Raw genomic sequence first — 22925 nt, 5'->3', positions numbered from 1 at the left:
GCATTCGGAGGGATCGCATGCGCGACGACATCCTGAGCAAAACTTCGGCCTCGACCGGCGCGGGAAGCCCCGAGGTGATCGGGTTTTATGACGAAGATACAGGCAGTTGCCAGTATATCTGCATCTGCCCCGAGACCCGGAAAGCGGCGCTGATCGACGTGGTGCAGACGCTGGACCCCAAATCCTTCGCCACCGGGTTCGCGCCCGCGCAATGGGCGCTGGACGTCATCGCGGAGCGCGGGCTGGAACTGGAGTGGATCCTCGATACGCATCCGCATGCGGATCACCTGATGGCGGGGGCGTGGCTGAAGGAGCAGACCGGCACGCCCACGGGCATCGGTGAAAAGGTTCACGAGATCGCGGAGCTTTGGCGCGGCTATTACAACGCGCCGCACGCCTTTCCGGTCGATCCGCATTTCGACCGGCTGTTCGCGGAGGGCGACACGTTCAAGATCGGCAATCTGGAGGTGGAGGTTATGTTGTCGCCGGGCCATACGCTGGGGTCCGTGACCTACGTGGTGGGCGACGCGATCTTTGCCCATGACACGCTGATGATGCCGGATGCCGGTACGTCGCGCGCGGATTTCCCCGGCGGGACGGCGGCGGAGCTTTATGACAGCATCATGCGCATACTGGAGCATCCGGACGACACGCGTGTCTTCATCGGACACGATTACGGCACCGATACGCGAGAAGAGCCCGCGTGGGAGAGCACGGTGGGCCAGCAGAAACGCGAGAATATCCACCTGAAGGACGGCGCAAGCAAGGCCGAGTACGTGGCGCGACGCGAGAAGCGGGATGCGACGCTGGCCCTGCCCGACCGGATGCTGGCGGCGTTGCAGGTGAACCTGCGCGGTGGGCGCTTGCCCGAGCCGGAGGAAGACGGAAAGAGCTACTTCAAGATCCCGGCGAACAAGTTCTAGCGATCCGGGCGCGTGGGCTTTCGCCCACCCTACGCGGCGCGGATGCCCGCGGCATACCGGTCGATGGCGGCGCGGATGTCCTGCATCTCGGGCCATTGCGCGGCGTCTTTGCCGTAGCGGTCGAGAAGCGCGGAATACTCCGCTTCGAGCGTGTCGAGGCGGGATTTGTGGGTATCGAGATCGGGAGCCTTGCGCCAGCTTGCGTCGACGCGGCCACGCAGAAACCACAGGCGCGGCGTGCGATAGATGTGGCGGTTGGCATAGACGCCCGGCAGGTGCGCATCCTCACCGATCTCGGCGATGAGGGCTTCGGCTGTGGCCTCGGCCTCGGGGTCGCGGTTCAGCGCCCAGAGGGTTTCGGCAAGGCGGGCACGGTTGAAGACCGTGTTGATGGCGTTGGCGATGCAGAACTCAATGACGGGCAGCATGGCGGCGTGGTGCATCACGCGGTTCACCTCGGCGTCGACCTGTCCCTTGACGAGGAAGGCGTCGAGCAGCGTGGCGAGCTGTTCACGAACGGCAGCGTCGGGTTCGGCGGTGAAGCGGTTCTGCACCGCGTGCAGAATTACCTTGAAGAAAAGCGCGGTCTTGCTGGTCGACAGAAGCGCGCCGTGCAGGGTGCTGGTGACGTCGATACGGTCGCGTATATCCGGCGCATCGAGCCAGCCATCGGCGACGATCAGGCGCGCGACGGCAAGGTTGGTGGTGGAGCCGAAGTGATAATGCGCGGGACGGTAGTGCAGCGAAGACATGAGGTCGCGCGGCAGGTCGGCGAGGTGTTGCAGGGCATCTTCGGTCAGGTCGCGATAATCACGCGCGAGGCAGAGCGTGAAATGCGCCAGCGTGCGGGCCGCATCGGTATGGCCTGCCTGCCAAAGTCGGGCGATCAGGGCGTGAAAAGCCGCGCTATGCGCCGTGATCAGCTGCGTTTGGGCGTCGGTGCTGCGCGGAAGCATCGTGCCGAGCGGCGGATAGGGCAGCAGGGCGGCGGGGCGCCCGGTGGTGTGCGCCCAGAGGTGACAGCCCAGCGTGTACCACGCGGTCGCGGGCTGGCTGAGCGTGGTGCCGTCCGCGAAATCGAGCGCGATCTGGCCCTCGGTGGTGAGCCTCGCGGTGAAATCCGGCAGGTCCGGCGCCGGGGGTGTGTTTTCCTGCATGTGCGAGAGCGCCTTGCCGACCCGGCTGACAAGAGGCGGGTAATGCGCAAAGAGCGTGGCCATGGTGGTGAAGAGATCGCGCAGGATCTGCGTGAGGTCGGCGCGTTCGGTCGCGGAGCGTGCGGTGGCGAGCGTGCGGGTCATGTCCGCCTCGGCGTGAAAAGCGACGCGGTCGCCGTGATGTAGAAGGACACCGTCAGAACCGGCGTCTTCGCGCAGATGATATCGGTCGATATAGGCGAGGCCGGTGGCAGGCGCGTCCAACAGCCGGGCGCCGACCCAGGCACGGGTGCCATCGGTCAGCATCGGGGCGCCGCAGACCCGGACCGCATCGGGGGACGCATCGGGCAGCCGCAAGCCCCGGTACCAGACGCGTGACACATCGCGGAAATAGGGCGCGCACCAGGGCAGCGTCACGTCCTCGCCCAGGGGTGCCAGCGTGTCGAAATCCGCGCCGTCGAGGCGGACCCAACGATCAGGGCCGGTCGTCAGCGACATCCAGACCCCTGCCCCGTCGGTCAGCGCGACATGGGGCATGTTCACCTCGTTCTCGTCGAACCAGCGCAGGCGCAGGCCTGGCCCGGACAAGTCAATGCCGTCGGGGGGCGGCACCTTTTGGGTGGTGAAATAAAGCTGCGTGCCGTCGGTGGCGTAGACATGGCCCAGTGGGCGCAGGTCCGCAGGCCCCCTGCCCTTTGCCAGTCGCATCCGCTTGTCGCGGAAATAGCCGGTGGTGGCGTCCCGGCCATGAGAAGTGCCAAGGGCGGCAAAGCTGTCGGCGTCGGCGGACTTGATGGGCTTTAGCTTGCGAGCCATGACGAGGTAGATCGTGTCGGCGTCGCGCACGTAGCCTTGGGACAGGATATCAAATTTCGTGGTGTCGATTTCCATGCACTGACCGCAATCGCGCCTCAAAATGGGTCGGCCCGCCTGGCGTCCGTGACGGGCTTGAGACCACGGGGAAAGGTATGGAGCCTATCGTTAACCTTATGTTCCTGCTGGCGACAGGGGGATCATTGGCTGGGTAGGGACGCACCCGCAGTATTGCCGCGGCATTTCGCCGTGCCGGTGGCGCATCATACCGGGCCGGGCCTCGGCATGTGGGCGGCGAACGCATGCCCGGTGAAGTGACCGGGGGGCGCGTGGGTTTTCACCCACCCTACGCGGGAATTGGCGGAACCACCTTTGGTTCAAAGGCTAAGCTTGTCGCGCAGGAAGGCGAGCGCGACGGACAAGCCGTCGGGAGCGATGCCGTGGGCGGTGCCTTTCATCACGTGTGCATAGACCTCTTTCCAGCCGGCCGATTGCAGCGCCTCGGCGGCTTCGGGAAGCGACTGCGGCGGGACGACGTCATCGGCGTCGCCGTGAACCAGCAGTACCGGCGGACGGCTAACGACCTCGTCGGCGAGGAGTTCGGGCTGTAGCAGGCGGCCCGAGAAGCCGACGATGCCGGCGATCTCGTCCTCGCGGCGCGGGGCCACGTGAAGGGCCATCATGGTGCCTTGCGAGAAGCCGAAGAGCACGACCTGTTCGGGCAGCACGTCCTCGTCCACCATCAGCGCGTCGAGAAAGGCGTTGAGGTCCTCGGCGGCCGCGACGAGCCCGCGGTGGGCCTCTTCCTCGCTCGAGCCGTCGATCCAGGGGATCGGGAACCACTGGTAGCCGGTGGGCATCATCGGAATCGTCTCGGGCGCGTCGGGAGCCACGAAGAGTGTATCCGGCAAGTGCTCGGCCAACGGGTCGGCGAGGCCCAGAAGGTCGGCTCCGTTGGCGCCGTAGCCGTGCAGGAAGACGACGACGGAGCGGGTCGTGCCCGACATGGGTTCCTTGCGGCCGGCCTGAAGTACGCGGGTCATCTGATGCCTTCCCTTTGTTTCGCAACACGGTAGTAGGCCCAGAGCTGGCGGGCTGCAACCGATCTCCACGGGCTCCAGGCCGTGGCCATCTCGCGCAGGGCGCGGTCGCGAGGGCGTTCCGGCAGGTCATAGAGGAGGCGCGCGGCCTCTTGCAGGGCGAGGTCGCCGGGGGCGAAGACGTCCGCGCGGCCGAGCGAGAACATGGCATAGATCTCGGCCGTCCAGGTGCCGATGCCGGGCACCTGCGTGAGGGTGGCGATGACCTCGTCTGTGGGCGCGCCGCGGAGGGCCGTGAAGTTTATCCCGGCGTCCGAGAGTGCGCGGGCGTATCGGATCTTCTGCCGGCTGAGGCCCACGGCGCGGAGGTCGTCATCCGAGGCCCACTTGATCTTGCGCGGGCCGGTGAGGCCTGCGGTTTTCATACGGCCCCAGATGGCGGCGGCGGAGGCGGTGGAGACCTGTTGGCTGACGATGGCCGACAGGAGCTCGGCAAATCCGTCCGGCTTGCGGCGCAGGGGAAGCGGGCCGGTCTGGGCGTGGGCATGGGCCATGCGCGGGCAGAGGGCGGTAAGATGCGCCACGCCTTCTGCCACGTCGTCTTGGGTTTCGATGATACGCCCGGTCACAGGGCGCGGACCCATGCAAGGGCGTGGTCCACGGTTTCGACGCGGGGGGCGTCCGGCTGGGGCGGACGGTTGATGAGCGCCACGCGGACGCCGAGGCGGCGCGCGGCGTCGAGCTTGGTGCGGGGCGTGGGGCCGCCGGCGTTCTTGGCAATGAGCCAGTCGACGCCGAGCGATTTGAAAAGGTCGTATTCCTGGCGTTCAGAGAACGGCGGGTTGCCGGGCAGAAAGCGGCCGTTCGAGAAGGGAAAGGGCGTGTCGGGGACATTGATCTGGCGGCTGATCACCGTGCAGTCCGAGAGGTTGGCGAAACGGTCGAGCGTCTGGCGGCCGGTGGCGAGAAAGACCGTGGAGCCGGGGGCGATGTGGGCGGCGGCCTCCTCCTCGCGGTCGATCAGGGTCCAGTTATCGCCCGGCCCCGGTGTCCATGGCGGGCGCAGAAGCTGGCAATAGGGAACGCCAAGGTCGGCGCAGACCCGGGCGGTGCGCTGTGAAATACTGTCGGCAAAGGGATGCGTGGCGTCGAGCACGGCAGTGATCGCGTGTTCGGCAAGGTAGGTGCGGAACGCGGGCTCGCCCCCGAAGCCGCCGGTGCGGGTGGGAAGTGCCAGCGGCGAAGGCGCGCGGGACGCGCCGGCGAGCGACGCGGTGGCCGAGATGCCCTCTTCATGCAGTTGGGTGGCGATGGCCTTGGCCTCGCCCGTTCCGGCAAGAAGAAGGATGGTCACGGGGCGGGCCTTGGAGACAGGAGGAAAGGTCGTCTGGACATGGTCGGGCGGACTATAGGCGGGCAAGCCCTTCGCGCCAATCGGCAATTTCGCATTGCGCCTTGCGCCATACGACCGATGCGAAGGGCGCCGCCCCTCGCGCACCCCGGGATATTTATGGCCAGAGGAAAAGCATGCCGTGGTGGCGATTTGGGGTCTTGTGGGCCTCTCAAGAGGGGTCTAGCAAGGCGGCATGAGTGAGACCGCCCTGCCCTATGACAACGACCGCCGCGCGAAACGGAACGTGACCGTGCTGGTGCTGGCGCAAGCGGTGCTGGGCGCGCAGATGGCAATGATCTTCGTGGTGGGCGGGCTGGCTGGGCAGAGCCTTGCCAGCAACGTGTGTTTCGCCACCTTGCCGATTTCGCTGATCGTGCTAGGGTCGATGATCTCGGCCAATCCCCTCTCGATGGTGATGCAGCGGTTCGGGCGCAAGGCCGGGTTCCTGATCGGGGCGATGGGCGGCGCCGCCGGGGCGGCGATTGCGGGCTATGGCCTCTATCTTGCGTCCTTTCCTGTGTACCTGGCGGGCAGTTTCCTGACGGGGATCTACATGTCGGCGCAGGGATTCTATCGCTTCGCCGCCGCGGACACGGCCAGCGATGATTTCCGACCCAAGGCAATTTCCTATGTGCTGGCGGGCGGGCTGGCGAGCGCGATCATCGGCCCGCAACTGGTGAAGGTCACGAGCCAGGCGATGGTGGTCCCGTTCCTGGGCACGTACCTGGCGGTTATCGCGATCAATTTGCTCGGTGCGCTGCTGTTCTTTTTCCTGGACATCCCCAGGCCGCCGCCGCCGGCACCCGACAGCCCCAGGGGACGCACGCGGTGGGAACTGCTGACCACGCCGCGGATCGCCGTGGCCGTCATCTGCGCGATGGTGTCCTATGCGCTGATGAACCTGGTGATGACCTCGACCCCGCTGGCGGTGGTCGGCTGCGGGTTTACCGAAGGCAACGCCGCGGACATCGTCACCGGGCACGTGCTGGCCATGTTCGCGCCGTCCTTCTTTACCGGGCACCTGATCGCGCGGTTCGGGGTGGAGAAGATCGTGGGCACGGGGCTTGTGATCCTAGCCGCCGCGGGGGTCGTGGCGCTGCAGGGGGTCGAGATCGAGAATTTCTTCATCGCGCTGATCCTGTTGGGGCTGGGGTGGAATTTCGGATTCATCGGGGCGACCACGATGCTGGCCGGTGCGCATGATGTGCATGAACGCGGCCGGATGCAGGGGATGAACGACCTTCTGGTCTTTGGCGGCGTGACGCTGGCGTCGCTGGCCTCGGGCGGGTTGATGAACTGCTCGGGCGGCACGGCGGAGGCCGGGTGGACGGCGGTGAACCTGGCCATGGTGCCGCTTCTGACGCTGGCGGGCGGAGCGCTGATCTGGCTGGTGATGCGGCCGAAGGAGGCTTGAGGTTTTTTCGGCCGGGTATATTCCGGGGAGTTCAAGGGGCATTGCCCCTAGCTGACGGCGGAAGCTTGAACGCCCGCCGAACGAGCTGGTCTGACGGCGGCTTTTTCTTGCCGGAAATACTCTCGGGGGTTTGGGGGTGAAACCCCCAACGCGCTTGAAGAGCGCGCCGCAGGCGCTCCGCTTACCAGCGTCCGGTTATTGCCCGGCGCATCAGCCCGAGGCGGGAGCGGAAAGGCGGAAGCGCAAGGCGATTTTCCGAGACGGCCGCAGGGTCTCGGCTTGCCTTTTTCAGGATCGCCTCGGTCTGCCAGAGGGCGAGCATCGCGGGGCGGGTATTGGGTGCAAGGCGCGTGCGGCGGGCCTCGGTCAGCGCCGTCAGAGCGTCGTCGGTCAGCGCGCGGATCGCGGCATGCGTGCCTTCGACCAGCGGGATGCGGCCCTGGCGTTCCAGTTCCGGCACGGCGCGGAGCCAGTTGGCCACGCCCTGGGCGTAGCCTGCCTTGAGGATCGGTGCTTCGGGCGCGTCGCCGAGGGTACGTGTGGCGGCGAGCAACAACAGACCGGAGGTGTTGGTGAGGTGGGTGCGGAAGGCGCTCATGTCCTCGAACGGGTCGCGGTAGATGTCCCAACGGCGCGCCTCGACCAGCGCGTCGAGCCGTTCTGCCATCTCTGCGTCCAGCACCAAAGCGAGCGGCGTGGCAACCTCGTGGCGGCGCACGTCGGTGCCCGTGCGGATCTCCTCCAGCACGTCGCGCCACCATTGCAGGCGCATCTCGGCGATCATGGATTCCTGTGTCACCCACGGGGCGCGGGAAACCTCGACGTTGAACGCGTAAAGTGGAAAGAGCTTTTCGCGCACGGGCACCGGGGCGGCCATGGTAGCGGCGAAACGCTCGGGGTCGCCGCGCTGCACGAGGCCCGCGCAGGCCATGATGTCGGGGTCGAGCGCCATGCCGGTCAGGTAGGCCCAAAACCGGGGCGCGCAAGGATGAGCGCGTAGGCGATATCACCCGGGGCTTGCCGCCAGAGGGCGATTTCCCGGGCGGCGTCGTCGAGCACTTGGGCCAGGGCGTCGTCCGCGCCGGGGCGCAGGTTGGCGATGCGGCCGCCGAGTTCGGCATAATAATCCGCCCAGGCCATGCCGGTGATGAGGCGGTGATCCTGCACGACGTAGCCGGCCGCCTCGACCCGCGCGGTGATGCCGTCGAGGTCGGAAATCGCCGGGTAATCGGCCCAGAAATCGCCGGCGGCCTGCGGGGCGTCGGGGGGCAGCACGGGTTCGGAAAAGGCGACCGCGCCATCGGTCGTGAGGGCGCGTTTCCAGAGCGTCAGCCCTTCGGTCACGCCAAGGAAATAGAGCGCACCGGCGCACCAGATGAGGTCGTAAAAGCCACTGATCTGCGCCATGTCGCCGGTGGAGACGGTGACATTGGTAAAGTGGGCGGTGGCCGTGCGGGCTTCCTCGACGAGGTGGGGCAACTGGTCGATGCCTTCGATCCGCGCCCGGGGCAGGCACTCGGCCAACGTCACAAGGTCGGCGCCCGGCCCACAGGCGGCGTCGATCACATGGGGCGCGTCGGGCATGTCAAGCTGGCTGAGGGCCCAGCGGACATCCTCGGATGTGCCGGGGCCCTGCCGGGTCATCTCGCGGTGGAGCGTCAGGAAAGCCTCGTCCACCGCTCAGACCTCTCCGCCGTCGCACAAAAGCTTCCAGTTTATGGCGTCGAGCAGCGCCTCGAACGACGCGTCGACTATGTTGGCCGACACGCCCACCGTGGACCAGCGCCGCCCCTGCCCGTCCTCGCTATCGATGATGACGCGGGTGACGGCCTCGGTGCCGCCTTGCGTGATGCGCACCTTGAAGTCCACCAGCCGCATGTCGGCGATGGCATCCTGATAGCGGCCGAGGTCCTTGGCCAGCGCCTGGGCCAGGGCGTTCACGGGGCCACGGTCGGTGCCGGTCTCGTCCATCGACTCGCTGACCGACAGTTTCTTCTCGCCGTCGACCTTGACCACCACGACGGCCTCGGACAGGGAGACCATCTTGTTGTACTTGTTCTTGCGGCGCTCGACCGTGACCTTGTAACGCTTGACCTCGAAGAACTCGGGCAGAAGGCCCAGTTCGCGGCGGGCGACCAGTTCGAAACTGGCCTGCGCCATGTCATAGGTGTAGCCGCGGTTTTCGCGGGTCTTGACCTCTTCGAGGATGCGGGGCAGCGCCGGGTTGTCCTTTTCGATCTCCAGCCCGGCCTCGGCAAGGCGGTTGCGCAGGTTGGACTGGCCCGCCTGGTTTGACATGGGGATGATGCGGGCGTTGCCGACCTTGGCGGGGTCGATATGCTCGTAGGTCGTCGGGTCCTTGACGATCGCGCTGGCGTGCAGACCGGCCTTGTGGGCAAAGGCGGAGGCGCCGACATAGGCGGATTGCTTCATCGGGACACGGTTGAGGATTTCGTCCAGCTGGCGCGACGCCATGGTGATGCCTTCCAGCGCCTGCGCCGTGACGCCGGTGGCGTAGCGGCTGGCGTAAGGCTCCTTGAGCAGCAGCGTGGGGATGAGAGACGTAAGATTGGCGTTGCCGCAGCGTTCGCCGAGGCCGTTGAGGGTGCCCTGGATCTGGCGCGCACCTGCATCCACGGCGGCGAGGCTGCCCGCGACAGCGTTCTCGGTGTCGTTATGGGTGTGGATGCCGAGGCGCTCACCGGGAATGCCCGCGGCGATGACGTCCGAAATAACTTCGGCGATGCGATGGGGAAGCGTGCCGCCATTTGTGTCACACAGCACGATCCATCGGGCGCCGGCGTCATGCGCCGCCTTCAGGCAGTCGAGCGTATAGGCGGGGTCGCGGGCGTAGCCGTCGAAGAAATGCTCGGCGTCGAAAAGCGCCTCGCGGCCCTGTTTGACAATATGGGCGATGGAGGCGGAGATGTTTTCGAGGTTTTCCTGCGCCGTAATGCCCAGCGCGGTTTCGACATGGAAGATGTTGGTCTTGCCGACGAGGCAAATCGAGGAAGTGCCGGCGTTCATCACCGCCGCCAGAACGTCGTCGTTTTCCGCGCTTCGCCCGGCCCGCTTGGTCATGCCGAAGGCGGTGAGGCGGGCGCGGGTTTCGGGGGCGGCGTCGAAAAAGGCGCTGTCAGTGGGGTTGGCGCCGGGCCAACCGCCCTCGATGTAATCGATGCCGAGTTGGTCGAGCGTGGTGGCGATGGCCTGTTTCTCGGCGGTGGAGAATTGGACGCCCTGGGTTTGCTGGCCGTCGCGCAGCGTGGTGTCGTAGAGGCTGAGGCGGGTCTTGGTCATTGGTTCTTTCCCTTGGAGGGAAGGGCCGCGCCGGACCCTGGGAGGGCATGTGCCTGGCTCGAGCGGTGCGAGGCGGCGCAATCAAGTCGCACACGGGTTCGGCGCGTGACGTCGGCAAAGCGCCCTCCCGGGGGGAGGGTCGGGCGCGGCCCGGCCTGAGGCCGGGCGAAACAGAAGGAGAGGAGGATCATTTGAGAGCCTCCAGTTTGGAAGGATCGAAGTCGACGGTCGGCACGAGTTCCACAGCCGTCTTGCTCATGCGAACCTCCACCCCGGCATCGCTCAGGTGCGATTTCATGCGGTCAACTTCAGAGAAGTCTTTTGTCTGCATCGCGGTTTCACGCGCTGACATCAATTTCTCTTCGATGCCGGAGAGGTCCACCTGTGAGGATGAAACCCAATCCGGGACGGTGTCTTTCATCAAGCCCAGAAATTGAAGCGTGTACCGCAGTTTGGCGATGTCGTCGGCAAGCGACAACTGGTGGCATTCGGAAATTGCGCGTGCCGTGTTCAAGTCGTCCGCAAGCGCGGTTACGACAGCCTCATAAGGCTTTCCGGTTCCGGTGCCTTGCGCCGCCTGTGCGTACCACTTGCGCAGGGTTTTCTCTGCCTCCCGCGCCTTTTCCGCCGTCCAGTCCATCGGCTTGCGGTAATGCGTGCTGAGGAACACGAAGCGGATCACCTCGCCGGGAATGCCCTGATCGAGCAGATCCTTCACCGTGAAGAAATTGCCGAGCGACTTGGACATCTTCTTGCCCTCGACCTGGAGCATCTCGTTGTGCATCCAGACCTGCGCAAAGTTTCCCTCGGGATGGGCGCAGCAGCTTTGGGCGATCTCGTTCTCGTGGTGCGGGAACATCAGGTCGTTCCCGCCGCCGTGGATGTCGAAGCTGTCGCCCAGTAGTTCATAGCTCATGGCCGAGCATTCGATGTGCCAGCCGGGCCGGCCCCGGCCCCACGGGCTGTCCCAGCCCGGTTGCGTCTCGTCCGACGGCTTCCAGAGGACGAAGTCCATCGGGTCTTCCTTGTAGGGCGCGACCTCGACACGGGCACCGGCGACCATGTCGTCGACGGAGCGACCGGAAAGCTTGCCGTAGTCCTGGTAGGAGCGGACGCGGAAGAGGACGTGGCCCTCGACCGCGTAGGCGTGACCATCGGCGATGAGCTTTTCGATCATCGTCACCATTTGCGGGATGAATTGCGTGGCGCGGGGCATCTGATCGGGTTCCAGTGCGCCGAGGCTGCCCATGTCGTCGAGAAACCACTGGGTGGTTTCGGCGGTGATGTCCGAGATATCGCGCCCGGTCTCGGCGGCGCGGGTGTTGATCTTGTCATCGACGTCGGTGAAGTTGCGGACGTAGGTGACGTGGTCGGGCCCATACACATACTGCAAGAGCCGGTAAAGCACGTCGAAGACCACCACGGGACGCGCGTTGCCCAGGTGGGCGCGGTCATAGACGGTGGGGCCGCAGACATACATGCGCACATCGTCTTTTTTCAGAGGCTCGAAATCCTCCTTCTTCCGGGTACGGGTGTTGTGCAGTTTTATAGTCGTCATGGCGTCCTCGCGCGCGTGGTCCCGCGGCGGGCTTAGCAACTAACATTCAAGGATGGAATAGAAGACCGGCCCGCCTGAAGATGTCAGCGGGTAATGCAGCAAATGATGGTGCAGGTCGTCGTCATGCCGCTGAGCATTACCCACGGCCCCCGGCATGGTCAAGCGCGATGGGATAAGCCGGCGAACCATTGCGGACGGAGCAAAACGTGGCTTTTGCCGAAACATCGGATGCACTGCGCACTGATACCCATGCGCCACAGTGCTGCCTGTTGACGTACCGGAAGTTAGGTAGATCGAGAAAATTCATCATTTTTCTGGTAATACTTCGTCTCGACGGGCCGAAAGCGCCGAAGAGCGCGAATAATAAACGGTCCAAGAGGCAGCGAGCGAAACCTTATTATGCGGGTAACGTCTTCTATTTTAGCGGGCTTTTTTTTGACCGCCTGCTCGGTCGGACCTGACTATCGACCTCCTTCGACCGATCTTCCAGATCGCTATTCCCTTCTTGCGCCGGTTACGAAGGCCGGCACCAGCGACCTTGAGTGGTGGCGTGACTTCAACGATCCGGTTCTGGATCGGCTGATCGCGCGCGCGATGGTCGACAACATCAGCATTGCCGAGGCCCGTGAACGGGTGGCGGAAGCACAGGCGGAGGCGCGACGCGCCGGTGTCCCTCTGTCGGGGGACGCCACGGCGACAATCCGCGACAACAGCCGTGGATCAGACACGGCTTCTGCCGGACTGTCGGCGGAATATAACCTGGCCGGCAGAGCTGGTTGGGCGGGTCGCGCTGCAAGCCAGCGTCTCAACGCGGCCGAAATCGGCGTGGAAGAGGCCCGGCGCCTGCTTTTGGCGGAGCTGGGATCAGCATATATCGAGCTACGGTTCCTGCAGGAAAGCCTGACATACCGGAACCAGGACATGGCATCTCGCCGAAGAACGCTGCGCGATCTCAACACCAAGTTGGAAGTTGGCGAGGGAACACGTTTGGATACGTTGCGCGCAGAAGCACTGATTCTAGAGACACAGGCCGATATCCCGCAGGTCGGCGCGCGTATCGTGCAGCAGCGCAACAGGATCTCGACCTTGCTGGGCGTACCGGTCGGCAGCCTGGGAATTGATTTAAGCCATACAGGCTCGCAACCGCGCCCTATCGGAGCAACGCAACCCGGTGTGCCTGCGGATTTGCTGCGAGCGCGGCCGGATATCCGCATCGCCGAACGTCGATATGCCGCCGCCGTCTCCGACCTGGGTGTGGCCGAGGCCTCGCGCTATCCCAGCCTGTCGCTGTCGGGTGCCATCACGGCTCCATTGAGTGGTGGGTCCTCGACCGAAAGCCTGGCCGCCGGGCTGGTCCTGCCCGTCTTTGACCAGCCGGGGCTGGCCGCTGCGGCCGATTCCGCGGAATCGCGGGCACGGCAAGCCTATCTGCAATGGCTCCGCACGGTGTTGGAGGCCGTGGAGCAGGTGGAAAATGAGCTTGCCGCGCTGCGGGCCGCCCGCCAGGCGGTGGCCGCCTCGCGTCAACTGGTTGCGCTGAACCAGGAAGCATTGTCCGTCTCGCGGGAACTTCTCACTCAGGGGGGAAACGCTACTGTTCTGGACGTTATCGACCGGGAACGCTCGCTCTCCGCTGCGCGGGCGACGCTTGCGGCGGATTTGCGCGACCTTGCGCTTGCCCATATCAACCTGCGCACGGCCCTCGGGATCGGGCATTCGGACCCGATCGTGATCAACACAAATGCAGCGCGCCCCACGAGCAACGACGCGGGCTGACCTACGACGCATAGAAGTTTTCTCTTTCTCGTGTCACAGCGTGCGCGTGTTCTGACGCCGGTCCGCTTGACAGTCCCCTGCCCTCTCGGCCAAGTGGCCCAGACTGGTAATGGGAGCAGGCATGGCATTGTCGAAGCGGATCACGGGGCTGACGGGCGGCGGGTCGGACGGCTGGGACGTCTATTACAAGGCCAAGGACATGATCGAGGCGGGCGAGGATGTCGCCATGCTGACGATCGGCGAGCATGATGTCGGCACCGATGACAGCATCCTCGATGCGATGCACGCCGCCACGAAGGCGGGGCACGTGGGCTATTCCATGTTCAACGGCAACCTGAACCTGCGCGAGACGGTCGCCGAGCGGGTGACGGCGCGAACAGGTATCACGACGACGCCGGACAACGTGCTGGTGGTGCCGGGCGGACAGGCGGGGCTTTTTGCGGCGCATCATGCCGCCTGTGACGAGGGCGACCGGGCGCTTTATATCGACCCGTTCTATGCCACCTACCCCGGCACGATCCGGGCCGTGGGCGCGCGGGACGTGGCGGTGGCCGCGCGGCCCGAACGGATGTTCCAGCCCGACCCCGCGGATATCGCGGCGGCGGCGACGCAGGGCGCGAAAAGCCTGCTGATCAACACGCCGAACAACCCGACCGGCGCGGTCTATGGCCGTGAGACGCTGGAGGGGATCGCGCGGGTCTGCCGGGATCACGATATGTGGCTGATCTCGGACGAGGTTTATGACACGCAGCTTTGGGAGGGCGACCATGTCAGCCCCCGGATGCTGGACAGTATGGCCGAGCGCACGATGGTGATCGGTTCGCTGTCCAAGAGCCACGCGATGACCGGCAGCCGGATCGGCTGGGTCGTGGGGCCGGAAGAGGCGATTCTGCACATGGGCAACCTGTCGACCCATACGACCTATGGCGTGGCGGGCTTCGTGCAGGAGGCGGCCTGTTACGCGCTTGGGAAAGGCGCGGATTTCGAGGAAGAGGTCGCGGCCCCTTTCCGGCGGCGACGTGACCTGGTGCTGGGGCTTCTGGACGGCCAGGACGTTGTGCGCCCGATCCCGGCGCAGGGGGCGATGTTCGTGATGCTGGACGTGCGGGCGACGGGGCTGTCGGGCGAAGAGTTTGCCCTGCGCCTGCTGGACCGGCACAAGGTGGCGGTGATGCCGGGCGAGAGTTTCGGGAAAGCCGCGGCGGGGCATGTGCGCGTCGCGTTGACCGTGCCGGACGACCGGCTGAGCGAGGCGCTGGCGCGGCTGGTGGAGATGGCCGCGGAGCTGGCGGGCGTGGCGGCCTGACGGAGGGGTGAGAGGTTCCGGGTCAGGCCCGGGACGGGTGGCTATTGAACTGCCGCGCGGTCGGGCCGGACGGCGCGCGTCGCTCTGACCAACGCGCCTCTGCGACCGCCGGTCGCGTCGAAGCCCTTACAATGCAACACATTTCCTGCCTGCAACAAAAGCAAACAGGAGGAAAGAGATGTTCAAGGGACTGGGACTGTCCATGGCGCTTATCCTTGGAGGCATGGTCGGTCTGCCGGCCACGATCCTGGCGGCGCTGTAAGAGACCAGACACACGATATAAAGGCCCGCGACACGCACGCGGGCCTTTTTACGTTCGCTGCCCTGCGGCGTAAGATTTTGTCGTTTCTGGACAATGCGTCGCTTTCGGGACAGATCGGACGCCGGCGCGCGGCCTTAAATCGACCATTGGGCCCAGCGATGCGGTCAAGCGCATGCGGGCTGGCGATGGAGGGCCGCGCATGGCGCAGCGCTGCAAGATAACACGGGTGGTCCGCACGATCGGGGCTGACCGAGGGCGGGCCGCGCGGGGGCGGCCGGGACGGGGCTGAGACACCGCTCCCCCCTGCCCTTTCCCTTTATCCAAGGACCCCGACATGAACAATCTTTCCCCTCGCCGTACCGGAGGCCGCGCCGCGCGTCGCGCCAACCGGGCGGCCCCGCTCGATGCCACGATCCGCCCGGTCCGCGCCGGTATGGAGGGCGGCACGCTGAAGGTGCTGACGGACGCGCAGATCGGGCGCATCCACGACGCGGCGCTCGATGCGCTGGAACGCATCGGGTTGTCGGGCGCGCCGCCGAGCGGGATCGCTTACTTGACCGACGCGGGGGCCGAGCTCGGCGAAGACGGGCGCCTGCGCTTTCCCCGTGCGCTGGTGGAGGAGACCATCGCGCGGGCCAACCGGGAGATCACCCTGTATAGCCGCGACGGGGTCAACGACCTGCGTCTTGGCGGCGCCCGGGTGCATTACGGCACGGCCGGAGCCGCCGTGAACATGGTGGATGTGAACGGGCGGAATTACCGCGAAAGCACGCTGCAGGATTTGCATGATGCCGCCCGCATTGTCGACGTCCTGGACAACGTGCATTTCTGTCAGCGGCCCATGGTGGCGCGGGACATTCCCGACAACATGGAGATGGAGCTGAACACCGTCTATGCTTGCTGCACCGGCACGACGAAGCATGTGGGCACATCCTTTACCGAGCCGCATCATGTCGGTCCGGCGCTGGAGATGCTCTACATGATCGCGGGCGGCGAGGATAAATTCCGCACGCGGCCGTTCGTCAGCAACTCAAACTGCTTCGTGGTGCCGCCGATGCGGTTCGCGACCGAGTCCTGCGAGGTAATGGAGCGGTGCATCGAAGGCGGGATGCCCGTGCTGCTGCTGTCGGCCGGAATGGCCGGGGCCACCGCGCCGTCGACCATCGCGGGGGCGATCATGCAGGCCACGGCGGAATGCCTGGCGGGACTGGTTTACGTGAACGCGGTGAAGCCCGGGCATCCGGCGATCTTTGGCACCTGGCCCTTCGGGCTGGATCTGCGGACCGGCGCGATGTCGATCGGGTCGGGCGAGCAGGCATTGCTAAGCGCGGGCTGCGCGCAGATGCACCAGTTCTATGGGTTGCCCGGCGGGGCGGCGGGCGGTGCGTCGGATGCCAAGCTGCCAGATATGCAGGCCGGGTGGGAGCAGATGTGCTCGAACGTAATGGCCGGGCTTGCGGGCGTGAACATGATCTACGAGGCAGCGGGGATGCACGCCTCGCTCTTGGGGTTCTGTCACGAGAGCCTGATCCTGAGCGATGACCTCATTGGTCAGGCGCTGCGCTGCGTGCGCGGGATCGAGGTGGATGACGAGACGCTGGCGCTGGACCAGATGGAAGCGGTCTGTATCGGCGGGCCGGGGCATTACCTGGGGACCGAAGCGACGCTGGCGCGGATGCAGCGGGATCATTGTTACCCCACGCTGGGGGACAGGTCGTCGCCCAAGGAATGGGTGGAGTTGGGCAAGCCGGACCTTGTGGAGAAGGCCGTGGCGCGGAAAGAAGAAATTTTGGCTCAGGCGTCGGCGGCCCGGTTGAACCCGATGCTGGATGCGGAGATACGGCGGAAGTTCGCGATTCATCTGAAGGCGTAGAGGTCGCGGGTCAGGCCCGGGACGGGCGGCATGCTGGGCCGCGCGACGTTCTATAACCGCGACAGGATCGCGTCGGTGTCGACAGCGCCGATGGCACCGGTGGTGCGGCCCCGTTCGCCCGCCAGTCGCGTGGCCACGTAGGCTTCGGCCACATCAGGCGGCGCGTGACGGATGAGCACCGAGGCGGTCAGCAGCGTGGCGAGGCTTTCGACATACCAGCGGGCCTGCGCCTCGTCCGGCAGGCGCGGAAAACGGGTGATGTGGGCATTGAGCGCCGCGTCGTAGTGCCGGTATTGCCCGGCCACGGCGCCCAACTCGCGGCTGAGCACCTCGCCCGACAGAGGCACTTTCCGCAGGGTGCGCAGGATGTCGAGGCAGATCACGTTCCCCGAGCCTTCCCAGATCGAATTGAGCGGCGCCTCGCGGTAGAGGAGCGGCAGGGGCGTGTCCTCGACATAGCCCATGCCGCCCATCGCCTCCATCGCCTCGTAGACCACGTTCGGGCAAAGCTTGTTGCCGATGTACTTGGCCAGCGCGACGGCGACGCGGGAAAAGGCGCGGGCCTCGTCTGTGTCGCGGTCGAACTGCCCGGCGACGAACATCCCCAGCGCCAGCGTGCCTTCCCAGTCGAGTGCCAGGTCCGAGAGCACCGACCGCATCAATGGCTGGTCGATCAGTGTCTTCTGAAAGGCCGTGCGACGGCGGGCCCAATGGGCGGCGTGGCCCAGGGCGGCGCGCATCAGGCCCGCGGGGGCCATGGCGGTGTCGAGGCGCGTGTGGTGCACCATCTCGACGATGGTCTTCACGCCCTCGCCTTCGTCGCCCAGCCGATAGGCCACCGCGTCGGCATATTCGATTTCCGCGGACGCGTTGGCGCGGTTGCCCAACTTGTCCTTGAGGCGCTGGATGTGGATCGTGTTGCGCCATCCCTCCAGCCACCGGGGCACGAGGAAACAGGTCAGGCCTCCGGGCGCTTGCGCCAGCGTCAGGAAGCCGTCGGACATGGGCGCCGAGCAGAACCACTTGTGACCGCGCAGCACATAGGTGTCGCCATCGGGCGCGGCACGGGTGGTATTGGCGCGCACATCCGAGCCGCCCTGTTTCTCGGTCATGGCCATGCCAAGCGTCGCGCCGGGCTTGCGCGCCAGCGGTTTCGGCGACGGGTCGTAGGCGCGGCTGAGCAGTTTGGGCGCCCACGTGTCGAAGAGCGCGGTGTCGGCCTGTAGCGCGGGGACAGCGGCGTAGGTCATGGTCATGGGGCAGCATACGCCCGGCTCGACCTGCGATGTCAGATAGACCATCGCGGCGTGGGTGGCGTGGCCGCCCGCCGCCCCTTCCCACGCGATGGCGGCATAGCCCGCGCCGATGCCGCTGCGCATGAGGTCGTGATAGGCGGGGTGAAAGCGCAGCTCGTCGAGCCTGCGGCCACCGGCATCGAAGAGCAGCAATTCAGGCGGGTTGCGGTTGGCCGCGCGGCCCGCCTCGGCCATGGCGGCGGTGCCAATGGTTTCGCCGTAGGCCGCAAGATGCGCGGTGTCCGCACCCGCCGCGCCGGCATGGTCGGCCAGCGCCGGATCGGTGGCATAAAGGTCCACATCGCCACGGGCGTCGGGCTGATTGGTCACGTCATGGGTGAGCAGCGCGGCGTCGGGGGGCAGTTGTGGCATGAATGACTCTCCTTGAGGACGAGTAGTAGCCTTTAAGAGGTTTGATGTGAAAGGGGATTCACAAAGCGAATCGCCTGTGTCATTGTGAGCGGGCACCGCCCGAAAAGAGGCGGGCGGCAGAGGCAGAAAGAGCAGTCATGAAATCGCGCAAGCGCCCCGCATTCGGTGTGTTGATCTATTTCGCCATAGCCTTTGGGCTGGGGGCGTATTTCACCTTTGCCGCGGTGCAGGGCGACTATGGCCTGTTCCGCCGCGCCGAGATCGAATCGGGCGAGGCCGAACTTCGCAAGCAACTGGCGGTGCTGGACGGACAGGTGGACCGGATGGAGAACCTGACCCGGCGTCTGTCGGACACCTACCTGGACCTCGACCTGTTGGACCAGCAGGCGCGCGAGGTTCTGGGGATGCTGCGCGCCGATGAGATCGTCATCCGCTGAGCCCCCCTCCCCCGGGTCCGGGCAATCTTGGCGAGGGCTTCACGCGAGCGGCAGATCATGGATGATCGAGGCGGGCACGAGCGCAAGGGTTTCCCGGCTGGCGCCCTCGATTTCCAGCACGCCCATTGGCGGCGCCGCTCCGGGCTCGGCACGACTGACGCCCATGCGGTAGGTCACACCTGCATGCCAAAGCGAGAGGGACGCCGACGCGGTGCCATCGCTCCGCACCCAGTCGAAATCGCCGGTAACCTGCATTGCGTCAACGCTGAACGCGACACGCGGCACTTGATCCGGCGCGCCGAGGTGAAAGCCGTAGAAGAGACCCGGTTGCAGGGAGACGCAGAGCGTTTCCCCGGTTTCGGCAAGCCGGCCAAGGAAAACGACATGTTCGTCCGGACCGCAGGGCGCCTCTGCGCCGTCGGGGCTTGCGGAGGATGGGCACATGATGTCACCTTCGGTGTGGCTTGAGCGGTGTGCGGACCCGGCCGATTGTTGGACGTGCCGCAAACCTAGGCTAGGTGTTTTGGTACGAGCAAGAGCGCATGTCGGGCCGGTCCGACCGGCCCGTGCGCAAGAACGGCAAGGAGAGGAGTGCAATCATGAGTGCGCAACTGGTGGCAGCCCTTATCGTGTCGCCCTTCGCGCTGGCCTTCGTCTATGCGGGATATCACGAGTATTCGCGCTACAAGTCCGAGGGCCGGGCGACCTATGGATTGGCCTATGACGAGGAGAGCGGCACGACCCACGTGACCGGCATCGGCGAAGACGAAACAGCCTATGATCCCGAAGAGTTCGATCCCAGCAACTACAACGATCCGGATATCAAGGAGGACGACCGCGCCTAGCGGTTCCCCCGAACAGCAGCGTTGACCTGGTCAGCCGGCGTGATCTGACGCTGCGTCAAAATCCCCCTCGAAAAATCCGGGCGAGTCCTGTATAAGATAGTTTAAGGCTAAACTACCTTTTTCAGCACAGGAGCCCGCCCGCATGGCTGCCAGAAAAACCACAAAGAAACCAAACGTTTCCGCCGATGAATTGAAAAAGTACTACCGCGACATGTTGCTGGTGCGTCGATTCGAGGAGAAGGCCGGCCAGCTGTACGGGATGGGCCTGATCGGCGGGTTCTGTCACCTCTACATCGGACAGGAAGCGGTTGTCGTGGGGCTGGAAGCCACTGCCGAAGAGGGTGACAAGCGCATCACCACCTATCGCGACCACGGGCACATGCTGGCCTGTGGCATGGACCCCGACGGCGTGATGGCCGAGTTGACGGGCCGCGAGGGCGGTTATTCCAAGGGCAAGGGCGGCTCGATGCACATGTTCAGCCGCGAGAAGGATTTCTATGGCGGGCACGGGATCGTGGGCGCGAACGTGCCGCTGGGTGCGGGGCTGGCGCTGGCCGATCAGTACAAGGGCAATGACCGCGTGACCTTCACCTACTTCGGGGACGGCGCGGCGAACCAGGGCCAGGTCTACGAGACGTTCAACATGGCCGCTTTGTGGAAACTGCCGGTCGTGTTCGTCATCGAGAACAACCAGTACGCCATGGGCACCTCGCAAAAACGCTCGACCTCGACCCCCGACATCTACACCCGCGGCGAGGCTTTCGGCATCCCCGGCGAGGCCGTCGACGGGATGGACGTGCTGGCCGTGAAGGAGGCCGGTGCGAAGGCGGTGGCGCACTGCCGCAAGGGCGACGGGCCGTATATCCTGGAAGTGAAGACCTATCGGTATCGCGGGCACTCGATGTCCGACCCGGCCAAGTACCGCACGCGCGAGGAAGTGCAGAAGATGCGCGACGAGAAGGACTGTATCGAGCACGTGCGCGAGCTGCTTCTGGAGGGCAAGCACGCCAGCGAAGAGGACCTCAAGGCGATCGACAAGGAAATCAAGGACGTGGTGAACAAGTCCGCCGATTTCGCCAAGGAAAGCGCAGAGCCGGACGTGTCCGAGCTTTGGACAGACATTTACGTCGAAGACACGCGTGAGGACGCCTGATGCGCAAGCGACCGATGCTGATTGGCGCGTTTTTGGCCGCCCTCGGTGCGCCGTCCGTGGCCGCGACGGATTTCACCGATCAGGCGGCGGCGCTGCGCGCGCTCGTGCGCTATGACGGTCCGCCGACCGCGGCTGGGCTGACGCAAACAAGCCTTGATATCCGCCCCGACTGTACCTTTGCCCAGAATGCTGAGGGCACGATGCAGGGCGTCAATGCACGCGTTGTCATGTCTGGCGACCTTCGCAGCGTGGCGCCAGGGGATATCTCGCTGGAGACGCAAAGCGAGGCCGTCGCGATACGGTTCGACCTGACGCCGCCTGTGCCGAACTGGCAGGCCACGACCCGGATCGCGGCGGGCAATGCGCTTTACGACCAACTGGTGTCCAACCCGGAAACCTTCGGCCCGCTGATGCCTGCCACGTGCACCGCGCAGGGCTGCGAAATGACACGACTGGTCCGCGATGACGAGGACCAACCTTTTTTTCGACTTTTAGTCACAGACATCATGACCGCGTCCGAGGCCAAACAGGCCACTGACGCGTTCCGCAACCTGGCGGCACTGTGCCAGGGCACGAGCCAGTAGGGAGAAAGCCGACAATGCCAACTGAAATTCTGATGCCTGCCCTGTCGCCAACGATGGAAGAAGGCACTTTGGCCAAGTGGCTGGTCAAGGAAGGGGACACCGTCAACTCGGGCGACATCATGGCCGAGATCGAGACCGACAAGGCCACGATGGAATTCGAAGCCGTCGACGAGGGCACGATCGGCAAGATCCTGATCGAGGAAGGCACCGAGGGGGTGAAGGTGAACACGCCCATCGCGGTGCTGCTGGAAGAGGGCGAAAGCGCGGACGATATCGGCGAAAGCTCGTCGGGCGGCGGTGCCACTTCTGCCAAGGAAGACGATGATAACAGCGATGGGGACGAGAGCCGCGGCAAGGCCGAGCCGGTTGCCGCCTCGCCCGCCGCGCCCGTGCCGCAGCCCGACGCCAGCCCCGACTGGCCCGAGGGCACCGAGATGCAGAATATGACCGTGCGCGAGGCGATCAACATCGCCATGATCGAAGAGATGCGCAACGACGAGAACGTGTTCATCATGGGCGAGGAGGTGGCCGAGTACCAAGGCGCCTACAAGATAACGCAAAACATGCTGGACGAGTTCGGCGCCAAGCGGGTGATCGACACGCCCATCACCGAGCACGGCTTTGCCGGGATCGGCGTGGGCGCGGCCTGGGGCGGGTTGAAGCCGATCGTGGAGTTCATGACCTGGAACTTCGCGATGCAGGCGATCGACCAGATCATCAACTCGGCCGCCAAGACGAATTACATGTCCGGCGGACAGCTGGGCTGTTCCATCGTGTTCCGCGGCCCGAACGGCGCCGCCGCGCGGGTGGCCGCGCAGCACAGCCAGGATTACGCGGCGTGGTATTCCCACGTGCCCGGGTTGAAAGTGGTGCAGCCCTATTCGGCGGCCGATGCCAAGGGCCTGCTCAAGAGCGCGATCCGCGACCCGAACCCGGTGATTTTCCTCGAAAACGAGATCCTTTACGGGCGCAGCTTCGAGGTGCCGGTGCTGGATGATTTCACCATTCCCTTTGGCAAGGCGCGGATTGCCCGGCCCGGCGACGACGTGACCATCGTCAGCTTCGGAATCGGCATGACCTATGCTTTGGAGGCCGCCGACAAGCTGGCCGAAGAGGGCGTCAGCGCCGAGGTGATCGACCTGCGCACGCTGAGGCCGCTGGATTATGACACGGTGCTCGCGAGCGTCATGAAGACCAACCGCTGCGTCACGGTCGAGGAAGGCTTCCCCGTGGCGAGCATGGGCAACCATCTCAGCGCGGTGATCATGGAGCGGGCATTCGACTATCTCGATGCGCCGGTGATCAACTGCACGGGCAAGGATGTGCCGATGCCCTATGCCGCGAACCTTGAAAAACTGGCGCTGACCTCGACCAAGGAAGTGATCGAGGCCGTCAACAAAGTGACCTACCGGTAAGGAGAGAGC

20 protein-coding genes are annotated in these 22925 nt (G+C 65.3%); 10 read left to right on the top strand and 10 right to left on the bottom strand.

Annotation, left to right across the window (positions count from 1 at the left end; translation table 11 throughout):
- Positions 1-17 precede the first annotated feature (17 nt).
- The gene (locus tag C2I35_RS16510) at positions 18-923 is read left to right on the top strand and encodes an MBL fold metallo-hydrolase (protein ID WP_103764159.1); all 906 of its coding nucleotides are present in this window, start codon (positions 18-20) and stop codon (positions 921-923) included.
- A 29-nt stretch (positions 924-952) separates the two neighbouring features.
- Here C2I35_RS16510 and C2I35_RS16505 read toward each other — a convergent pair whose 3' ends face one another.
- The 4 genes from C2I35_RS16505 to C2I35_RS16490 all read right to left on the bottom strand — a co-directional run bounded on the left by C2I35_RS16505 (position 953) and on the right by C2I35_RS16490 (position 5287).
- Positions 953-2971: a hypothetical protein gene (locus tag C2I35_RS16505; protein WP_103764158.1), complete on the bottom strand. Its 2019-nt coding sequence runs from the start codon at positions 2969-2971 to the stop codon at positions 953-955.
- Positions 2972-3270: 299 nt separating this feature from the next.
- Entirely contained in the window at positions 3271-3936 is a 666-nt protein-coding gene (locus tag C2I35_RS16500) for an alpha/beta hydrolase (protein ID WP_103764157.1), read from the bottom strand.
- The gene (locus C2I35_RS16495) at positions 3933-4577 is read right to left on the bottom strand and encodes a DNA-3-methyladenine glycosylase family protein (protein WP_211286167.1); all 645 of its coding nucleotides are present in this window, start codon (positions 4575-4577) and stop codon (positions 3933-3935) included. Before C2I35_RS16495 ends, C2I35_RS16500 begins: the two co-directional genes overlap by 4 nt.
- Positions 4559-5287, bottom strand: coding sequence for a cobalt-precorrin-6A reductase (locus C2I35_RS16490; protein WP_103764273.1), 729 nt, complete (start codon positions 5285-5287; stop codon positions 4559-4561). The genes C2I35_RS16495 and C2I35_RS16490 overlap by 19 nt, the downstream gene beginning before the upstream one ends.
- A gap of 232 nt (positions 5288-5519) precedes the next feature.
- Here C2I35_RS16490 and C2I35_RS16485 point away from each other — a divergent pair, with 232 nt between their 5' ends.
- Entirely contained in the window at positions 5520-6740 is a 1221-nt protein-coding gene (locus tag C2I35_RS16485) for an MFS transporter (RefSeq protein WP_103764156.1), read from the top strand.
- Positions 6741-6921: 181 nt separating this feature from the next.
- On the opposite strand, the gene C2I35_RS16480 is transcribed toward C2I35_RS16485, so the two are convergent.
- The 4 genes from C2I35_RS16480 to cysS all read right to left on the bottom strand — a co-directional run bounded on the left by C2I35_RS16480 (position 6922) and on the right by cysS (position 11598).
- Positions 6922-7692, bottom strand: a complete 771-nt coding sequence (locus tag C2I35_RS16480; RefSeq protein WP_103764155.1) for a squalene/phytoene synthase family protein — start codon at positions 7690-7692, stop codon at positions 6922-6924.
- Between the two features lie 5 nt (positions 7693-7697).
- A complete protein-coding gene (locus C2I35_RS16475; protein WP_245890521.1) occupies positions 7698-8417 on the bottom strand; it encodes a class I SAM-dependent methyltransferase in 720 nt (239 codons plus the stop codon).
- Between the two features lie 3 nt (positions 8418-8420).
- Positions 8421-10040: a citramalate synthase gene (cimA, locus tag C2I35_RS16470; RefSeq protein WP_103764154.1), complete on the bottom strand. Its 1620-nt coding sequence runs from the start codon at positions 10038-10040 to the stop codon at positions 8421-8423.
- 187 nt (positions 10041-10227) lie between these two features.
- Positions 10228-11598 carry a cysteine--tRNA ligase gene (cysS, locus tag C2I35_RS16465; protein ID WP_103764271.1) on the bottom strand — a complete coding sequence of 457 codons (1371 nt, stop codon included), beginning with the start codon at positions 11596-11598 and terminating at the stop codon, positions 10228-10230.
- Between the two features lie 399 nt (positions 11599-11997).
- Here cysS and C2I35_RS16460 point away from each other — a divergent pair, with 399 nt between their 5' ends.
- From C2I35_RS16460 to C2I35_RS16450, 3 genes are all read left to right on the top strand, one after another.
- Positions 11998-13374 carry an efflux transporter outer membrane subunit gene (locus tag C2I35_RS16460; RefSeq protein ID WP_103764153.1) on the top strand — a complete coding sequence of 459 codons (1377 nt, stop codon included), beginning with the start codon at positions 11998-12000 and terminating at the stop codon, positions 13372-13374.
- A gap of 121 nt (positions 13375-13495) precedes the next feature.
- Positions 13496-14680, top strand: a complete 1185-nt coding sequence (locus C2I35_RS16455) for a pyridoxal phosphate-dependent aminotransferase (protein ID WP_103764152.1) — start codon at positions 13496-13498, stop codon at positions 14678-14680.
- Between the two features lie 596 nt (positions 14681-15276).
- Positions 15277-16815, top strand: a complete 1539-nt coding sequence (locus C2I35_RS16450) for a trimethylamine methyltransferase family protein (protein ID WP_103764151.1) — start codon at positions 15277-15279, stop codon at positions 16813-16815.
- A gap of 50 nt (positions 16816-16865) precedes the next feature.
- Here the strand turns inward: C2I35_RS16450 and C2I35_RS16445 are convergent, their stop codons facing one another.
- Positions 16866-18482: an acyl-CoA dehydrogenase family protein gene (locus C2I35_RS16445; RefSeq protein WP_103764150.1), complete on the bottom strand. Its 1617-nt coding sequence runs from the start codon at positions 18480-18482 to the stop codon at positions 16866-16868.
- Between the two features lie 137 nt (positions 18483-18619).
- Here C2I35_RS16445 and C2I35_RS16440 point away from each other — a divergent pair, with 137 nt between their 5' ends.
- Complete coding sequence (locus C2I35_RS16440) at positions 18620-18919, top strand: FtsB family cell division protein (RefSeq protein ID WP_103764149.1); 300 nt, start codon at positions 18620-18622, stop codon at positions 18917-18919.
- Between the two features lie 39 nt (positions 18920-18958).
- Here C2I35_RS16440 and C2I35_RS16435 read toward each other — a convergent pair whose 3' ends face one another.
- On the bottom strand, positions 18959-19363 hold the full coding sequence (locus C2I35_RS16435; protein ID WP_103764148.1) for a hypothetical protein: 405 nt from the start codon (positions 19361-19363) through the stop codon (positions 18959-18961).
- 155 nt (positions 19364-19518) lie between these two features.
- Between C2I35_RS16435 and C2I35_RS16430 the strand changes: the two genes are divergently transcribed.
- The 4 genes from C2I35_RS16430 to C2I35_RS16415 all read left to right on the top strand — a co-directional run bounded on the left by C2I35_RS16430 (position 19519) and on the right by C2I35_RS16415 (position 22916).
- The gene (locus C2I35_RS16430) at positions 19519-19764 is read left to right on the top strand and encodes a hypothetical protein (protein WP_103764270.1); all 246 of its coding nucleotides are present in this window, start codon (positions 19519-19521) and stop codon (positions 19762-19764) included.
- Between the two features lie 142 nt (positions 19765-19906).
- Positions 19907-20917, top strand: a complete 1011-nt coding sequence (gene pdhA / locus C2I35_RS16425; protein ID WP_103764147.1) for a pyruvate dehydrogenase (acetyl-transferring) E1 component subunit alpha — start codon at positions 19907-19909, stop codon at positions 20915-20917.
- The gene (locus C2I35_RS16420; RefSeq protein ID WP_103764146.1) at positions 20917-21501 is read left to right on the top strand and encodes a hypothetical protein; all 585 of its coding nucleotides are present in this window, start codon (positions 20917-20919) and stop codon (positions 21499-21501) included. Before pdhA ends, C2I35_RS16420 begins: the two co-directional genes overlap by 1 nt.
- Before the next feature lie 14 nt (positions 21502-21515).
- On the top strand, positions 21516-22916 hold the full coding sequence (locus C2I35_RS16415; RefSeq protein ID WP_103764145.1) for a pyruvate dehydrogenase complex E1 component subunit beta: 1401 nt from the start codon (positions 21516-21518) through the stop codon (positions 22914-22916).
- The last annotated feature ends 9 nt before the right edge of the window (positions 22917-22925 follow it).

The sequence above is a fragment of the Roseovarius confluentis genome (genome assembly GCF_002917925.1).
In the GTDB taxonomy this organism is placed as follows: Bacteria; Pseudomonadota; Alphaproteobacteria; order Rhodobacterales; family Rhodobacteraceae; genus Roseovarius; species Roseovarius confluentis.
The sequence above is the reverse complement of the archived record's forward strand: the minus strand, read 5'-3'. Positions and strand labels throughout refer to the sequence as shown.

Coding starts and splice junctions, on each gene's coding strand:
- C2I35_RS16435 (WP_103764148.1), bottom strand. CDS start 19,363: ATGTGCCCATCCTCCGCAAGCCCCGACGGCGCAGAGGCGCCCTGCGGT.
- C2I35_RS16415 (WP_103764145.1), top strand. CDS start 21,516: ATGCCAACTGAAATTCTGATGCCTGCCCTGTCGCCAACGATGGAAGAA.
- cimA (WP_103764154.1), bottom strand. CDS start 10,040: ATGACCAAGACCCGCCTCAGCCTCTACGACACCACGCTGCGCGACGGC.
- C2I35_RS16445 (WP_103764150.1), bottom strand. CDS start 18,482: ATGCCACAACTGCCCCCCGACGCCGCGCTGCTCACCCATGACGTGACC.
- C2I35_RS16420 (WP_103764146.1), top strand. CDS start 20,917: ATGCGCAAGCGACCGATGCTGATTGGCGCGTTTTTGGCCGCCCTCGGT.
- C2I35_RS16510 (WP_103764159.1), top strand. CDS start 18: ATGCGCGACGACATCCTGAGCAAAACTTCGGCCTCGACCGGCGCGGGA.
- pdhA (WP_103764147.1), top strand. CDS start 19,907: ATGGCTGCCAGAAAAACCACAAAGAAACCAAACGTTTCCGCCGATGAA.
- C2I35_RS16495 (WP_211286167.1), bottom strand. CDS start 4,577: ATGGGTCCGCGCCCTGTGACCGGGCGTATCATCGAAACCCAAGACGAC.
- C2I35_RS16455 (WP_103764152.1), top strand. CDS start 13,496: ATGGCATTGTCGAAGCGGATCACGGGGCTGACGGGCGGCGGGTCGGAC.
- C2I35_RS16480 (WP_103764155.1), bottom strand. CDS start 7,692: ATGGCGCTCGACCCCGACATCATGGCCTGCGCGGGCCTCGTGCAGCGC.
- C2I35_RS16440 (WP_103764149.1), top strand. CDS start 18,620: ATGAAATCGCGCAAGCGCCCCGCATTCGGTGTGTTGATCTATTTCGCC.
- C2I35_RS16500 (WP_103764157.1), bottom strand. CDS start 3,936: ATGACCCGCGTACTTCAGGCCGGCCGCAAGGAACCCATGTCGGGCACG.
- C2I35_RS16430 (WP_103764270.1), top strand. CDS start 19,519: ATGAGTGCGCAACTGGTGGCAGCCCTTATCGTGTCGCCCTTCGCGCTG.
- C2I35_RS16450 (WP_103764151.1), top strand. CDS start 15,277: ATGAACAATCTTTCCCCTCGCCGTACCGGAGGCCGCGCCGCGCGTCGC.
- cysS (WP_103764271.1), bottom strand. CDS start 11,598: ATGACGACTATAAAACTGCACAACACCCGTACCCGGAAGAAGGAGGAT.
- C2I35_RS16505 (WP_103764158.1), bottom strand. CDS start 2,971: ATGGAAATCGACACCACGAAATTTGATATCCTGTCCCAAGGCTACGTG.
- C2I35_RS16485 (WP_103764156.1), top strand. CDS start 5,520: ATGAGTGAGACCGCCCTGCCCTATGACAACGACCGCCGCGCGAAACGG.
- C2I35_RS16460 (WP_103764153.1), top strand. CDS start 11,998: ATGCGGGTAACGTCTTCTATTTTAGCGGGCTTTTTTTTGACCGCCTGC.